General features: G+C 63.8%; 13 protein-coding genes and 2 pseudogenes. 7 read left to right on the forward strand and 8 right to left on the reverse strand.

Annotated features, from left to right (window positions below):
- Together I0Q12_RS24640 and I0Q12_RS34975 are read right to left on the reverse strand one after the other, a co-directional pair.
- A pseudogene (locus I0Q12_RS24640) lies at positions 1 to 446 on the reverse strand (hypothetical protein); the annotation flags it as partial.
- Positions 374 to 946: an MFS transporter gene (locus tag I0Q12_RS34975; protein ID WP_307846502.1), complete on the reverse strand. Its 573-nt coding sequence runs from the start codon at positions 944 to 946 to the stop codon at positions 374 to 376. The gene I0Q12_RS34975 and the pseudogene I0Q12_RS24640, both read right to left, overlap by 73 nt.
- Before the next feature lie 102 nt (positions 947 to 1,048).
- Here I0Q12_RS34975 and I0Q12_RS24645 point away from each other — a divergent pair, with 102 nt between their 5' ends.
- The 4 genes and pseudogenes from I0Q12_RS24645 to I0Q12_RS35195 all read left to right on the forward strand — a co-directional run bounded on the left by I0Q12_RS24645 (position 1,049) and on the right by I0Q12_RS35195 (position 6,091).
- Positions 1,049 to 1,960: a helix-turn-helix transcriptional regulator gene (locus I0Q12_RS24645; RefSeq protein ID WP_197255620.1), complete on the forward strand. Its 912-nt coding sequence runs from the start codon at positions 1,049 to 1,051 to the stop codon at positions 1,958 to 1,960.
- Between the two features lie 19 nt (positions 1,961 to 1,979).
- A pseudogene (locus I0Q12_RS33805) lies at positions 1,980 to 2,609 on the forward strand (zinc-binding dehydrogenase); the annotation flags it as partial.
- Between the two features lie 121 nt (positions 2,610 to 2,730).
- Positions 2,731 to 3,588 (forward strand): SDR family oxidoreductase, encoded by an 858-nt coding sequence (locus tag I0Q12_RS24660; protein ID WP_197255625.1) that lies wholly within the window; start codon positions 2,731 to 2,733, stop codon positions 3,586 to 3,588.
- Between the two features lie 1,516 nt (positions 3,589 to 5,104).
- Positions 5,105 to 6,091, forward strand: a complete 987-nt coding sequence (locus I0Q12_RS35195) for a S8 family serine peptidase (protein ID WP_374068778.1) — start codon at positions 5,105 to 5,107, stop codon at positions 6,089 to 6,091.
- A gap of 1,019 nt (positions 6,092 to 7,110) precedes the next feature.
- Here the strand turns inward: I0Q12_RS35195 and I0Q12_RS24670 are convergent.
- The 4 genes from I0Q12_RS24670 to I0Q12_RS24685 all read right to left on the reverse strand — a co-directional run bounded on the left by I0Q12_RS24670 (position 7,111) and on the right by I0Q12_RS24685 (position 9,984).
- The gene (locus I0Q12_RS24670; RefSeq protein ID WP_307846503.1) at positions 7,111 to 7,527 is read right to left on the reverse strand and encodes a hypothetical protein; all 417 of its coding nucleotides are present in this window, start codon (positions 7,525 to 7,527) and stop codon (positions 7,111 to 7,113) included.
- Complete coding sequence (locus I0Q12_RS24675; RefSeq protein ID WP_197255631.1) at positions 7,508 to 7,678, reverse strand: hypothetical protein; 171 nt, start codon at positions 7,676 to 7,678, stop codon at positions 7,508 to 7,510. The genes I0Q12_RS24670 and I0Q12_RS24675 overlap by 20 nt, the downstream gene beginning before the upstream one ends.
- Positions 7,679 to 7,792: 114 nt before the next feature.
- A complete protein-coding gene (locus tag I0Q12_RS24680) occupies positions 7,793 to 8,758 on the reverse strand; it encodes a DUF4268 domain-containing protein (protein WP_231611364.1) in 966 nt (321 codons plus the stop codon).
- Between the two features lie 302 nt (positions 8,759 to 9,060).
- The gene (locus I0Q12_RS24685; protein WP_197255633.1) at positions 9,061 to 9,984 is read right to left on the reverse strand and encodes a hypothetical protein; all 924 of its coding nucleotides are present in this window, start codon (positions 9,982 to 9,984) and stop codon (positions 9,061 to 9,063) included.
- Positions 9,985 to 10,264: 280 nt separating this feature from the next.
- Between I0Q12_RS24685 and I0Q12_RS24690 the strand changes: the two genes are divergently transcribed.
- Complete coding sequence (locus tag I0Q12_RS24690) at positions 10,265 to 11,335, forward strand: PDDEXK nuclease domain-containing protein (protein ID WP_197255643.1); 1,071 nt, start codon at positions 10,265 to 10,267, stop codon at positions 11,333 to 11,335.
- A gap of 407 nt (positions 11,336 to 11,742) precedes the next feature.
- On the opposite strand, the gene I0Q12_RS24695 is transcribed toward I0Q12_RS24690, so the two are convergent.
- A complete protein-coding gene (locus I0Q12_RS24695) occupies positions 11,743 to 12,093 on the reverse strand; it encodes a hypothetical protein (RefSeq protein ID WP_231611365.1) in 351 nt (116 codons plus the stop codon).
- A gap of 452 nt (positions 12,094 to 12,545) precedes the next feature.
- Positions 12,546 to 12,689, reverse strand: a complete 144-nt coding sequence (locus I0Q12_RS24700) for a hypothetical protein (protein WP_197255646.1) — start codon at positions 12,687 to 12,689, stop codon at positions 12,546 to 12,548.
- Positions 12,690 to 12,744: 55 nt separating this feature from the next.
- Here I0Q12_RS24700 and I0Q12_RS33810 point away from each other — a divergent pair, with 55 nt between their 5' ends.
- Together I0Q12_RS33810 and I0Q12_RS24710 are read left to right on the forward strand one after the other, a co-directional pair.
- Positions 12,745 to 13,563, forward strand: coding sequence for a hypothetical protein (locus I0Q12_RS33810; RefSeq protein WP_231611366.1), 819 nt, complete (start codon positions 12,745 to 12,747; stop codon positions 13,561 to 13,563).
- Between the two features lie 149 nt (positions 13,564 to 13,712).
- A complete protein-coding gene (locus I0Q12_RS24710) occupies positions 13,713 to 15,563 on the forward strand; it encodes an Hsp70 family protein (protein ID WP_197255648.1) in 1,851 nt (616 codons plus the stop codon).
- Positions 15,564 to 16,089 lie beyond the last annotated feature (526 nt).

A 16,089-nucleotide genomic window follows, 5' to 3' on the forward strand; every position in this document is an offset into this window, starting at 1 on the left:
CACGAGGAATCACGCGACGACGTCGTACACCACCTCACGGGACTTGACCTTGCGCCGATGAACAACCCCCTGGCCAGGTAGGCGCCCACTCGTTCCCGGTCGGCGAACAAGCTCAGTGGAAGTACGGGTTCGGAGGCCGAACGTTCGACGGCGGCCAGTAGGCCGAGCAACACAACACCGACGCCCAATGGTCCCAACGTCATCGGCGCCGACCACCCGGATTCCTCGGCGGCGACCAGCCCGTACACGAGCAACGCGGGCCCTAGCGTTGCCAACAGCGCGCCGGAGACGTCGAAGCGGCCGGGAGTGCGTGTGGTCTCGGGAAGAAGCTTCAGTCCCGCCACGAGCATGATCACGCCGATCGGCAGATTGATCATGAATCCGGCACGCCACGAAACGAGATCGGCCAGCAACCCCCCGGCCACGAGACCGACGCTGGCCCCGATTCCCGCAACGGCGCCGTATGCGGCGGTGGCGCGGACACGTTCGGCACCTTCGGGAAGGTGGCCGTCAGCAGGGCCAGTGTCGACGGTGCCAGCACAGCAGACCCGATGCCCTGCACGGCTCGCGCTGCGATCAACCAACCGCCGGTAGGGGCGGCGCCCACCACTACCGATGCGAGCGTGAAGATCACCAGTCCGAGCACGAAGGTGCGTCGTCGACCCAGGATGTCGCCGGCACGGGCGCCCAACAGCAGCAGGCCACCGAAGGTGAGCAAATATGCGTTCTGAACCCAGGCAACTGCACCCGCGGAGAGGCCTAGTTCAGCCTCGATGTGCGGTAGCCCGGTAATGACGATGGAGTTGTCGAGAATCACCATGAAGTAGCCCGCCAGGATGATCGCGAGAATCGCCGTCGGGTGAGAAGGGCGAGGGCGAGCCGGCGTTGCGGAGGTGTTGCGCCTCAGCACTGAAGTCGGTGGCGTGGTGGTGGAGGTCCTGGTCATGGAATCCAGCACACTCGGTGACCGTCGGCCACGGGAGTCCCTGTTGTCCCAGGTAACGCCAGTACCTCCCACCGCCGGTGTCCCCGTCGTACGGTCGAGATCATGGACGTGAAGGCAGAGACACGCGAATTCTTAGCCACCCGGCGGGCGCGGATCACGCCGGACAAAGCCGGGCTGCCCGCCTACGGCGGCAACCGTCGAGTGCCGGGTCTGCGGCGCGAGGAAGTGGCGATGCTCGCCGGGGTCAGCGTTGACTACTACACCCGGCTCGAGCGCGGAAACCTCAGTGGTGTCTCGGAAGAAGTACTCGAGGCGCTCGCCGAGGCGCTGCAGCTCGATGAGGCCGAACGCAGCCATCTGTTCGATCTTGCCCGGGCAGCAAACGCGTCGGGGGTGGCGCGGTCACGTGCCCGTCGCACTCCCGCGCCCACACTCCGGCCCGCCGTGCAACGAATCCTGGACGCCCTCGACGGCGCTCCGGCGTTCGTACGCAACGGTCGGCTCGACGTGCTCGGCGCGAACCAATTGGGGCGAGCACTGTACTCGCCGCTGTACGACTCGACGGAACATGTCGCTGGCAAGCCGGTCAACACCGCGCGGTTCCAGTTCCTCGATCCTGCTGCAGCACGAGCGTTTTGGGGCGACAAAGCGGATCGGATGGCGCACGATGCGGTTGCGATCCTGCGGGCTGAAGCAGGGAGGAACCCCTACGACAAAGCCCTGACCGCGCTGGTCGGGGAGCTGTCCACTCGCAGCGAGGACTTTCGCCGTCTCTGGGCCTCACACGATGTGCGCCACCACCGAAGCGGCTCCAAGGTCTTCCATCACCCGGTCGTCGGGATCCTGGAACTCGACTACGAAGCACTTGTCCTCCCCGCTGACCCCGGACTACAACTCAACGTCTATACCGCGGTCCCCAACACACCGTCCGACGACGCGCTGCAACTACTCGCCTCCTGGGCAGCCACTCAAGCGCAAGAAACCGAGACAAACCCTGCAAACATCAATAAATAGCCGGACGTTCACCCGCGGTAACGCGGACGAGAGCCTGCTGGCGTCGCTGCTGACCCTGTCCGAGGTGTACCTGACGCACCACCACGCCGCCCATGTCGGCCAGGTCACCCCGGGCGCAACGGTCACTGAGATCGGAGACGGCGCGGTCGGGCTATCAGCCGCCCTCGCCTCGCGACAGCCCGGCACGGAGCAGATCGTCCCCATAAGCCGACACAAGACTTGCACTGACCTCGGTATCGAGTGGGGCGCGACCGACGTGATCGCCGAGCGCGGCGCCGAGGGCATCGCGAAGGTCGTGGACCTCACCCGGGGCGGGGGCTCCCACGTCATCCTCGAAGCGGTCGGGATATGCCCGGCTACGAGCTAGGCCTACGGCATCGTCCGGCCCGGGGGGGGCATCTCCCGCACCGGCGTCCCGCAGTACGAGGACGCGCCGATCGGATTCGGGTCGTTGTTCGGGAAGAACGTTCGCCTCGCCGGCGGCCCAGCCCCGGTACGCGCAGACATGGAGCATGCGGTCAACCAGGTGCCCAGCGGCGAGATAGATCCCGGCCGGGTGTTCGACCGCACCATCCCATTGGAGGACGTGGCAAAAGGGTATTCGGCGATGGACGCCCGCGAGGCTCTCAAGGTGATGCTCACGCCGTAAGCGAAGCAGTGGGCACGGGTGCGGTTCTCACTCGCAGGGACCGCATCGGACGAAAGTAGAGAAACGGACACCGCCACGCCTCGGAAGCGTCGAAGCAATGGAACGAGATGGAGGTATGAAAATGAGCGACGTCATCGTGGTCATCGGAACAGGCCTAATCGGGCAGGCGATCGCCCGCCGCGTCAGTGCCGGCAAGCACGCCCTGCTGGCCGACGTGAGGCCGGAGAACGCCGAGGCTGCCGCGAAGGTGCTCGGCGACGCCGGGTTCGAGGTCAGCACCGCCGTCGTAGACGTCTCCTCCCGTGACTCGGTGCATGCCCTTGCTGGCGCCGCGACCGCGATCGGGGAGGTCACCGGTGTGATCCACGCCGCGGGCGTGTCGGCCAGTCAGACTTCGATCGAGCAGATCCTGCACGTTGACCTATACGGCACCGCCCTCGTGCTCGAGGAATTCGGTCAGGTGATCGCCGCGGGCGGATCTGGCGTGGTCATCTCCTCCCAGTCCGGTCACCGGCTCCCGGCCCTCACACCCGACGAAGACATGGCGCTGGCAACGACACCGGTCGACGAGCTGCTGGACCTGCCGATGCTGCAGACCGGTCACCTCAGCGACGGCCTGCACGCCTACCAGTTGTCCAAGCGCGCCAACGTCCTCCGCGTCCAGGCCGAGGCAGTACGCTGGGGCGAACGTGGGGCACGGGTCAACGCAATCAGCCCCGGCATCGTCATCACCCCGCTCGCCCGCGACGAGCTGAACGGCGCGAACGGCGCCGGGTACCGGCGAATGATCGAACTCGCCCCCGCAGGCCGCGCTGGCACCCCCGACGAGATCAGCACCGTCGGAGAACTACTGATGACCGAGCGCGGCGCATTCATCACCGGCAGCGACATCCTCATCGACGGCGGCAGCACTGCCTCCCACTTCTACGGACCCCTCGCCGGCCTCGCACCCACCCCCAAGGACGACGCGGCCCAGTAAGAACGCCCACCGAACATCAGGAGCAGACACACCCATGCCCTACACCGGCTACCCGCACCCTCAACGTCCCCCGCGCCCTCAACAAGAACAGGTGGGGCACCGCCCCTGCCGTCGATCCGCAGCAGTAGCAGTCGCGCGTGACCCACAAACCTCGCCGCTCCTCGACGAGATGGAGGTAGGCCGGAGGCGACGGATACCTGCCACTTTCAGCTGTCAGAACCACGCCACTTACAGCTGAAGATCACAGGCGCTATCGCGGCCGCCCCTTCGCGTACATGTTCCGAAAACGATCGTTTTCGGGACAATCGAGCGAACCCTCATGACGTCTCGACCTCTGTCGCTTCACCAACCGGGCGGTAGTCCACGGCTTCCAGGCCGAGAGAGAAGCAGATTGTCTGTAGTCGAGCGCCTGTCCAGATTTGCATTAAGGTGCGCGGCTGCATAGCCAGTCAGACGCCGAGATCTCGATACTTCATACACCTCGACTCGATCCGCCTACCTGTTACTGAGACTCTCTAAGTTGTGAATGCCCGCCGCAGCCAAATCAGACAAATCACCATGCCTCCAACATCTGCCGCCTCAGTTCAGACAACCATTCCGGAAGAACTGAACCGACCAGTCTTGACCTTATAGTGGAGGAGGTGGACCATATAGATCGAGTGACGCCGCACACCAACATGCTGAATCAAGCTTCTTATTGATTGCCAGGCGAGTCAGACGGGAAACATTTGGGCGCGCCACTTTGCATTAGCGCGTCATGAGAACGCACAATTTAGTTTGTCATCGAATTGACTCTGCGCTTCACCTTAGCCCAACAATCTACTGATCTAGTATTCGTCCGCGAGTTCATGAGAAGCGCCACCCTTCGGCAATAAGGAAGAAGCAAATGAGGATCGATGACCAACCTACTCGAATGCGACGCGATTCCAGTTCAATCTCGCACCTCGACCGGACCCGACTTCTGCTAAGTTTTCGCAGTCCTCCAGCACACGAACAAATAATCGCGGATCTCAGGAGCCTCGGACTCGAACTAGAGCCCACCTATAGCGAAGGAACTGCTGGAGCGGAACTCGTCAATCATACTCCTCGGAGATTTTGGGTACAAACCTCACTGCGCGAGCACATAAACCAAGAACTGTACGATTCTCTGGAATCTCGATTTGGCGAATCTTTGGAATCGATCGGACTGGTGTTTCATGACCCAGAAATCCCCGGCCGGCGCGGTCTGTACTGCCCCCTACCTGATGTCTTGCTTGTTGAGGAATCAGTTGCACTACCATCGTCGCTTGAAATCGATCGTGAGCAGTCGCGGTACCTAGCTGGGTATAATTTGTGTCGCGTCAATTCACCGCAAGAAAACTCCGCATATCAAATACGATCACGCATCCTGGATGCCGCGAGGCAAGATCGAGGCCAAGCTCAATTCGACGAGATCCCACTAATCTCTCCCTTCGCGTATGAGCCTCCAGACACTTTCTATCAGCCGGTGCCCCCGCGATATGCAGGACAATGGAATATGGTCACGGTCCGAGCTGGCGGTCCCGGCACGACAGCCTGGGATTACACTCGCGGAACCCACAACGTACCAATCGCAATTCTAGATACTGGATGTGATTTGACCCATCCTGATCTGCACTGCTTCAACGGGTGGACTGTTGGGATGACAGGACCACTTCAGACATACGGAGCAGCGAGCGACGTCCCTAATTTCTCGTTTGCCCACGGTACCCGAGTAGCTGGTATCGCCGCAGCCGGAAACAGTAATTTCAAGGGCGTCTCTGGGATGGCGGGAGATTGCCCTATCATGCCGATTGCTCTGGTGGACAACTCCATATCTGAAATAGCGCGTGGAATAGTTTACGCTACTGACACAGGCGCTCGGGTTATCAATATGAGCTTTGGCGGATATCCCCGGTCGAGCGTAATCGAACATGCCATTGAATACGCTTACAATCGCAATGTAGTCATGTGCGCGGCGTCCGGAAATGGTAACCAGGGAACTATATCTTTCCCCGCGAATCATCCTTACGTCATAGCAGTAGGGGCGACGCAAAATAACGACACCCGAGTTTCCATACCAGGCTCATGGGGATCGAACTGGGGGGACGAACTCTCGGTAATGGCTCCGGGGATTCCAATTGGGACGACAGATGTTCAGGGGAATGGAGATCTAGGTGACACGCGAGATTATTTCACCAGGATGGACGGAACCTCGGCGGCCGCTCCCCACGTTTCTGGTCTCGCTGCGCTCATACTTAGTGTCGAATCCTCTTTGACGCCGGATGAAGTAAGAAATCTAATCGAAAGATCCGCCGACAAGGTCGGCGGTGTGGGGTATCCGATCCAGCGCAAAAATGGGCGGTGGAGTACGTTCATGGGGTACGGCAGGATCAACGCACTTACCGCTATTCGTCGTACGAGGATCTATATATGGGATCCGAAGGATCTTCTGAGCACTGCCTTTAAGCCATTGCCGTGGACTCAGCAAGGGAAAGGACTATAAAATGCCAGTGACAGACATCCAACGGCAACGTTTCGAGCGTTCACTGCGGGCGCACGAGACTGCACTGGAGCAGGCTTCACCCGATAGCGTGAAGTTTGCAGTTCATCAAACTTTACTCACACTTGGTCGCAACGAGGATCTCCAGAAGTTTGTCTGCGACTTTGTGGACTCCCCGGAAATTGCAAATGACGTCCGCATAAATGGAACAAGACCCTTGATAGAACGAGGGTTAACCCTACCTAATGACATGGAAGTTAGTGTGATTGAAGATGACAATCAAGTTGACAATCCAATCCTGAGGTTTACGTTCTCTATTCGCACGATTGTTGTTATAGCTGAATGGCATCCCAGGTTTGGAATAATGACCCGAGCGCAAAGATCAGCCCCATCGGTTACCTAACAAAAAAGAAGTTATCCAGGTAACTCGTGATTAATTCTGGAAGGTGCCTAGTTATTTCGACGAGTTCGGGCGGGATATCCCGGCTCCGCAGGCTTCGATCAGCAGTTCACAGTCCAGGGAATTTCACGCAGGCCCCAGCTGATTCGCCCTCGCCCGCACGGGACTGGCGCCATTAGCGGGCCCGTCGTCGCGGGCTACACCGCAACCCGCGAACCCTACCTCCCCAACCTTCGAGCATATAAGGATGAGACTGCTCGAGAAGCACTCACCCACTGGTTGATGTCGCAGTCTTACAGGGTGGCCGTAGCGAGGCGCAGAATCCAGCTCGACGAGTCGTCGTCAACCCGCATGAATAGGTCGCCGATAACCGAGATTACGTCAACCTGGGGTTGCTGATCGTTCTCCCCCAACATATTTCGCGTCGTGTGGGCCGCCGTCAGGGAATCGGAGGCGGCCCATGCCACTACGTACTCCCAGGGCAGGGTGCCGACCCGGAAGCGGACACCGCGACCACACCGCGGCGGCCTGATCGGTCTGGCAGGTCCGGATGAGCACCGGCGTGCGATGCGTGCATGCATTGCACGTAGTGAGTACCGGACCACGGCATTCTGCGGCGTTGTCAGCCGGTGTAAGGTTCGCAGACCGCGCCGGTGATATACCCCTGCTCGCAACCGTGCTGAGTTTGGATGTCGCCGCTGGTGGGGGCATCGCCGCAGCGGACGCCGCAGCGCTCGTATCCGTTCACCACGCCGTCACCGTTGCGGTCTTCCTCCGGATCGTAGGGGTAACCCCCTCCGGGATTCGGGTTCGTGTTCTCGGCACGCATCGCGGCGCAGGCCGGGTCGGTCGTGGAGTACGACCCGTCGGTGTAGACGGCGGTCCCCGGGTAATCGCAGTACCGCAGAATCTTGGCCGGCGGTTCGGTTGTGACCGCAGGGACGTAGGTGTCGCAGGACGGTTCGTATCCCGTGCTGCCGTCGGAGTACAGAGCCGTCCCGGACTGGTAGATCGACAGATCACCGCATTCGAACGTCACGGGCACCACTGGCGTGCTGCTTGTCGGTACCGGCGAAGATGTGACCACGGGATTCGACGGCGTCGTCGTCACCGCGGTCGAGGTGGCGGTGGTCGATGACGACGCCGGGGACGTGACCATGGTCGGCGTCGTTGTCTCCGGGCTGCCACACGCCGACACCACGATCGCCGTCACGAACAGGGCCGTACCCACCACAGTCTTCACTGCCACTACACCGCAACTCCCCCACCGCGCGTTACCACCGAGCCGATCACCACGCCCCCGCTCAGCGCAGCGCGATGTCGCGCAGGGCGGTGACGCCGCCGACCTCGGCGAGCGCTCCGCGGAGTCGAAGTTGCTGCTCGATGAGCCAGTCGATCATGTCAGGCCACCGGTCCACGTCGTCGATGTCGTCGAACGGCGAGGTCACCACGATCCGGGCACCCTTCCGTCCCTCCATGCGGTCCCACATCACCGCTCGACCGAGCACAGCCTCGAAATCACCACGATGGTTGTGAAGCATGTCGAAGCGCGCCTGGTTCAGGTCGGCATCGCGGGAGTCGAAGTAGAACTGCGCCACCAACGAGCCGTTCACCCACGCCATCGACAGCACCATGCCACCGAGACCGACCGAGGTATTGCACCACGAGGCGTCGGTGGTCCGCGCCCGAGTCCAGTCGGGGTGGCGGAGCCGGATCTGTTCCAGGGCGGCCTCCCAGAACTGGCGGTAACGACGGCTCGTCGCCGACGTCCCCGAAGCCGATGCCTTCTTGACCCGCTTTTCCCAGTCGTTCGGTTGCGCCACCAGCTCGAAGTTCGGTGCCGGCTGGGATTGACCGATCTTCACGACCTGGATCACGACACCGAACACGCGCGTGTTCTCGTCCGTGCGCTGATTGAGCCAATCGATGGCCGCACGATGTTCGGATCGGAACCCGGTGGTCACCCACACAATCGTGGTGGGGTCGGTCCCCGCCGCGTAGGTGATGATCTGACCCAGGTGGGTGTGATCCGACGGTGCCAGCTGGTTTTCGACGATCACGATCTCACCCGTGGCCTCGTCGTACCCCTTCAGATCCAGGCTGAAATCGCCCACCGGATGTTCCGCGACCTCGAGTACCAGGTCCATCCCCAGCAGATCACTCAGCACGTCCACGTTCTGCAGCAGCCAGGGGGTGAAGTCGAGTGCCTCGTGCGGCCAGATTTCACGCGGCGGAACGATCTGCAGGCGCCCCAGGCTGGAAGAACTCATGCACCCTAGGTTGGCAGATCCGCCGCCGACGCCGATCGGGTCTACTCAGAGCACCTTGTTCTGCTGAGGCCGGCCACCGAGTCGGCGGGCAGTAAGGGGAAGGGCCTGACGGCGGTGGGCTCGGCCGTCGACAAGAGGCTGCACGACGCGTACGAAACACGGTCACCGCCAACGTGGGCTAACCCAATCGGCCTCGGTGCCCGCAATCAACAGTCTCGGCGTCCTCGAATGCGTCATCGACCGCCCCGATGGTGAACTGCCTTCGAAGCGGTCGAGGTCGATGCCGTGGAGCACAGCGTGGGTCAGGAACCGAACGGGGGCAGACACACCGAGCCCCAGCACTGCCCAGCCTCCGGGTGGTTGACGGGGGACTGCACGGCGATGCCGTACGGGCGGTTGAGGCCGGTGACCACCGGGGTGGGAGTACCGCCTGTGGTCGGCACCGAGACCACCGCACCAGGGCTGTTCTCGGTGATGTAGAGCGTGTTGCCGGAAAGCGTCAGCCCGTACGGGTAGGTCAGGCCGGTGGCCAGGACAGTGGCAGCGCCGCCGGTGGTCGGCACCGAGACCACCCGTCCGGGATTGGTGGCCTCGGTGACGTAGAGCGTGTTGCCGGAGATCGCCACCCCGAGGGGAGTGTTCAGGCCGGTGGTCACGGCGGTGGGGATGCCACCGGTGGTGGGCACCGACACCACCCGACCACCCAGGAGTTCGGTGATGTAGAGGGTGGTGCCGGAGACGACGATCTCGCCGGGGTTGTTCAGCCCGGTCGCCAGGGTGGTGGGGACGCCCCCGGTGGTCGGCACCGACACCACCCGTCCGGTCTCGGCCTCGGCGACGTAGATCGTGCTGCCGGACACCGCGATCCCGTACGGGCGGTCCAGGCCGGTCGCAATCGGCGTGGGCGTGCCACCGGTGACCGGGACGGACAGGACGCGCCCGGTTTCGATTTCGGTGAGGTAGAGGGTCTCGCCGGACACCGCGATATCGGCCGGATGGTTCAGGCCGGTCGCCACCGGGGTGGGGGTTGCACCGGAGGCGGGGAGCGGGAGCACCTGCCCGGCGCCGGTCTCGGCGACGTAGAGCGTGCCCGGCGCCGGCTGGGCGGAGGCCGGACCGGTCATGGTGAGGATCGAGGTGAACAACAGCAGGAGAGCGGCGATCGCGGAGCGTGCACGGCGGCGTCCCCGAGCCGGGGTACAGCGGAAACGGGCGTGTCGGTTCATGGCCACTACTCTCTCGTCGGTCACGCGGGACACCGAACAACTCCGGTCTGCCCGTGGAAAGGTCCTCCGCCCGCCAGGGGACGAAGGACCTTCGTCGGACCGCCAACTCCCCCCGCCGTGGCGGGGTGAATCCCGAGGGGAGATTACCCCGACGGGCCTGTTTCCGACGTCATCGCCGACTTCGCGTCGACAGAGGTCCCGGAGCGGAACACCCTGCTGCAGTACTGCCGTGCCGGACGGTCCCCTCCCCGGGGCCAGGCACCCGGTGCACGATGGTGCGGTGACCGAGCCGACCACTGCACTGCCAGACGACTACCCTCAGTTCCTCGACCAGCTCAAACACCAGGTCCAGCGCGCCCGGATCCAGGCAACACGGGTGGTCAACACAGAGCTGCTGTTGCTGTACTGGGATATCGGACACGCAATCCTGCAACGGCAACAGGCACACGGCTGGGGCGCGAAAGTCATCGACCAACTCGCCCACGATCTGCGGGCCGAGTTCCCGCACATGCGCGGCTTCTCGCGCCGCAACCTCTTCTACATGCGGTCCTTCGCCGAGGCCTGGCCTCAGGAAATCGTGCAACAGCCCGTTGCACAACTTCCGTGGGGTCATGTCACGGTGCTGCTCGACAAGCTGACCGACGCCGCCGAACGCAACTGGTACGCCGCCCAAGCCGCCGACCACGGCTGGTCCCGCAACGTCCTCGCCCACCGGATCGAAGGACAACTGCACCGTAGGATCGGCGCAGCCCCGTCGAACTTCCCCGACCACCTACCTGCTCAGGACTCGGACCTGGCACGGCAACTCGTCCGCGACCCGTACATCTTCGACTTCCTCGATCTCACCGACCGGGTCGCCGAACGCGACCTCGAAACCGCTCTCATGGCACGGCTCGAGACGTTCCTGCTCGAACTCGGACACGGCTTCGCGTTCGTCGGCCGCCAGTACCACTTCACCGTCGACGGCGACGATTTCTACATCGACCTGCTGTTCTTCAACTGGCTCCAGTCACGATTCGTCGTCGTCGAACTCAAGATCGGCCGATTCGAACCCGAATACGCCGGCAAGCTCGGTTTCTACGTGTCCTGGGTCGACGAAAACCTCCGTGTTCGTGACCGACACTCCCCGACCATCGGGATCCTGCTCTGCGCCGGCCGCAACGACAACGTCGTGCGCTACTCCCTCGCCGGCACCACCGCTCCCCTGGCGGTAGCGAACTACACCTACGACACCCTGCCCGACCCGATCCGCGAACTGGTCCCCACCGACAGCGAACTCGCCACCGCGGTCGACGCCACCTGGAACGAGCTCGAACCCGACACCGCGCCCGCACCCACGGACGAGGAATAACCCCTCCCCCGGCTCGCTCGCCCCCCGAACTCACCGACAAATACGATCTGTCAGGTGTGGTGGCCGCACACCAGATTCGTGCCGGTGGCCCAGCCCCGCTCCTCGAGCCACCGCAGAATCGCAGCAGGCAGCTCACCATCAGGTTCGATGCCGCTGATCAGTGGCCCCACCCCCGCAGCGCGTGCAACTGACCGCCACGACCTGCTACCCCGGGGAGGACTCGGCATCGTTCGAGGCCGAGGGACTGGTCGAGGACACCGTCTCCCCGATCGAATGACGGGTTCGTCGACCGGCACACCCGCCGGAAGCCGTCGATGACGCTGCACTTTCCTAGATGGAACGGAGCAGCAGGTTCTGACGGACCAAGGTGCGCCCGGCCACCGGATGGTGGGGTGCCACCTCGAGCGTCACGAAATCGGTTCAGGGCATTGGCCGGTCTGCGCGCCGATCGAGTTGATCTCCGCGTTGGAGCGGGGGTCACCCGCGTAGTTGATCTGGTTGGTGCACCGATCGTCTGGTACAGCGTTCGGGTCGGGCATTGTCGCACCGGAGGGGTATCGACAGACGGTTCCATCGCAGGTTGGTGTGTTGGCGTCCACTTCGCCTTGGAGAACCTCATCGTGGACGGACTGGCAGTAATCGGAGTATCCGGTGACCGTGCCGTCGGACCAGTATGTTTCGATCGGGCCAAGTCCCATCTGGCAATCGACGATGTAAGGCTCTTCGGCAACTGTCTCTGTCTCTTCGGCCGGTTCCACAATTGGTGTAGGTGGGGCCGGCGCCGGTGGAGGAGGCTGCAGTGTGGGTTCTACGGTCGTTGTCTCCCCGACCACCGAGGAATCCGGTTGCGGTGACTCGGAAGTCTCACTGGATCCACAGTTGGCAAGTGCGGCGCACAGGCAAACGATCCCCATGAGGCGCAGCGCGATTGACATGTCAGATACGTCGATACCTCGATGGGAACTGTTACGTCACCGACAGTCGCCCGGAGCCCGACGCCCGAGTCACGCGCATGCCGGCGGACACCGCAGGTGGCCTGTGCCGGAACAGCGTGTCGGCGCCCGTGCACCGGCGCGGGCGCGGCCGAGCCGGCACGGCACTCGCCCCCGCATCGGAGACACCAACAGGGAAACAAGCTAAAACACGAACTGATGCATATGCTTGTATCTGCTGGTAGACGACGAAAAATGGGCGGCGGATGGACGCGGCATCACATGTTCTCTCCGATGCCCTGCATCTGCTGCGGCGCACCGATGCGCGCATCGTCTCCGGCTCGCTGGACAGCCTGGATCTGGTTCTGCCCGACGGTCGGCGGGTGGCCGCGCAGGTGACGGTGCAGCAGCGTCCTCCCCACCCCGTACCTCCTCGCGGCACTGCGGCGCAGGCATCCCGAGTCCCGACTGCTGGTGGTGGCCCCCCGCACCACCGCGTACCTGCTCGACCTCGCCCACGACGGCGCGGTCGATGTGATCGCACCCGGCGAAGAACTGCTCATCGCCCTGGGTACCCGCTACGACCCACCGGCGCCGGCACCGGTCTCGACCGCACGTGCCGGCCGCGGCCGCAAACCGTGGATCCGGTGGGCGGCCGAAAGGCTGCTGCTGGCCGAGCAGCCGGTGACCCAGAGGGAGCTGGCGGCGGCGCTCGAGGTCACCCAGCAGGCGGTGTCCCTGGCGGTGCGGCAGAGCCGGCACGTGCGCCGGACACCGGACGGGTGGATCGCCGATCCCCGCCCGGGCCGGGATACTCGGCCAGATGCTCGCCGAGCAGGTCCGGGCGGCGCCTCGACCTATTGGTACGGGCTCGACCCGGTGATCCGGCAGGCCACGGACGCCGCCCGATTCTGCGCGGAGCGCGGCGTTGCGGTGTTGCAGAGCGGGGACGTGGCCGCCGATGTGTATGCGCCGTGGCGGCTGCCGACCACGGCGGTGCTCTACGTCCCGGAGTTCTGCGACTTCACCGCGGCCGGGTTCAGCCCGGCGACCGCCGGCGCGCACACCCTCGAGGTAATCGTGCCCGCGGATCCGACGCTGTGGCGCACCGCCCGGGCGGTCTCCGACGCGCCGGTGATCTTGGTCGATCCGGTGATCGCGGTGCACGATGTGCTGCGCACCCCGGGACCCGACGCGGCCGAAGCCGCCGGGCAGCTGCGCCGGGCGATCGAGGGGGGCACCTACCGTGGCCGAGATTCGCATCGTCGTTCCGTTGCACCCAACCGTCCGATCTGATGCCGCACACGGGTCTGACATGCACAGGTGGCAGGTCCGCTAGACCGTCCCTCACATCAGTAACCGTTTGGATCCGTGGAGCGAAACACATGCGACATCTCCGATAACCGGGCATTCCGGTTCTCGGTCAGGGCGGAAAGGGCAGGCTGGTGGCACAGGACTGGATTCTCGGCATCGATTTCGGCACTTCCAACACCGCTGCCGCACACACCAGCCCGTCCGGAAACGGCGTGCAAGTCCTGCCCCTGAGCCACCAGAGCAACCTGATGCCCTCGGCGGTGTACGTCGAATCCCCCGAGACCGTGTTCGCCGGCGACGCCGCACTGAACAAGGCCGAAGAGCACCCGCAGGCCCTGCTGCCCGCACCGAAACGCATGCTCGGCTTCGGAATGGTGCCGGTCAACGGGTACGAGATCCCACCTTCGGCCCTGGTCGCCGCGATCCTGCGCCTGGTTTACGAACGCGCCCTGTCGGTACATAACAACGAGCCGCCGAGCCGGGTGGTGCTCACCCACCCCGAAGCGTGGTCATTGGAGCAGGTCGGGATTCTCACCGACGCCGCAGCCCTGGTCGGCATCGAGCCGGACACGATCACCACCATCTCCGAACCGCGTGCGGCGGTGCACTACTACACCCGGACCACACCGCTGCCCGCCGGCGCCACCATCGCGGTGTTCGACTTCGGCGCCGGCACCCTGGATGTGGCAGTCCTCAAGGCCACCGATACTCGCACATTCGAGGTTGTCGCTGCGCGCGGTGACAACGCGCTCGGGGGCAAGAACTTCGATGCGTTGGTCCGGCGGTGGGTCGACGAGCAGCTGACCGACCGTGATCCGCAACTGCTGGAATGGCTGCGGCGATCCGCGCCGCCCCAGGACATCCACGCGCTCGACGGTCAGATCCGGCGGGCCAAAGAACTGCTGTCCGATCAACCGAACGCCACGATCCGAGTGACCGGCAACGGTTACAGCACCGCACTCTCGCTGACACGGGAGGAGTTCGAGCAGATCATCGGCCCGCAGATCGACCGAGCTCTGGAACTGACCCGACACACCCTGGCGGACGCCGGCGTCGATGCCGGCGCGCTCGACGCGCTCTACCTGACCGGAGGATCCTCCCGGATTCCGCTGGTGCACCGCCGCCTGTCCGAACTCGGTCCCGTTGCCACACTCGATGACCCGAAAACCGTGGTAGCGCAGGGAGCCCTGTTCACCCTATCTCGTACGGGCGCAGCTCCCGAATCGGTGACCGATGCCGCTGCGGCGCCCTCGACGGCGTCAGCGGCCGTGCCCGGCACCGCGCGCACGAAGTTGTGGTTGTCGGCTGCGGTGGCCGGTGTCGTTCTTCTCGGGGGTGTCGCCGGCGCGATCGCGCTGGCTCGGCAGGATACGGAGGCCGGCGCGGTGACCGCGGCGGCGGAGCCAGGGGCTGCTGGGGCTGCGGTATCTACATCCGCGCGTGCGTCATCGACAGAGAGAGCGGTGGAATTACCGGCTGCTGTCGCATCCGTGCCTCGGGCGACGGCCGAACCAGGGACTGCGACTCCTCGCGGGAACATCGTCGGCACGTTCGGTGACACGATGACCCGGGGTTGTTCCGGGGAGATGTGTGATCTGGCGGTCAGCATCACCGGTATCGACGTGAATCCCAAGGGCTGCGAAGTCTACGGTTCTGATCCGACGAACAAGGATCGGACTGTGGTGGTGCACTACACCGTCGCCACCGGTCCGAATCCGGTGGTGATAAACGGAGCCTTGTTGTCCTCTATCACCTGGTCGGCCGTCGACTCGCAAGGATCGGTTCAGTCGAACCTCAACGGAAGCAGGAGCGGGGACTGCGGCGACTACGAGAGCCAAGAGTTCATGCCGAACTCGAAGTACGACTTGTCCACCGTGATCGGCGTGCCCCAGGGATATGACACCCTCATCTGGCGGCCGAACAGCTACTTCGCAGATCTGACCTCCGCACCCGGTCTCGAATTCGCCGTCCCGACAACCTAAATCGCGGTTCCACCAGGATTTCCGATATCGACGGCGAGTCGGGACGTCGATTCGTCCGCGCATATCCGCGTGCGCGCGTCGATGCTCGGGTCGTGTCCAGCACCGGGGCCGAACCGACCCCCTTTCACTCACGGCGGCAAGATATCGCGCTGGGCGCCTGTGACGTTGACATGTCCTATGGATGCCGCACGACCGGTTTCAACGCACGGTCATGCTCACTCGCGGCGGCGGGATCGACATCCCGGGGTCTGGTGCAGTCGGTCTCATTCCGCATTCCCCCGCCGTGAGCCCTCGGGCTCGGAGCGCGGGTCCTGGCGAGGCTTCGTAAGACCCCGTGCCACCGATACGGGTGATCGGCAGAGCATGAGCGCCGTGGGCTTTGTTGAGATGCAACACCGTACTGCCCTACTCGAATGCGGACCGAGTCCCGTACGCATTCAACGTCGATCGGTTGTGCAATCGCGGTCGGTGTCGTGTAATCGATGATCGCGGCCGTGCTGTCCTTTGCTGAGGCAGGGAACCTCGC

This window comes from Rhodococcus sp. CX, from assembly GCF_015865005.1.
GTDB lineage: Bacteria > Actinomycetota > Actinomycetes > Mycobacteriales > Mycobacteriaceae > Rhodococcus.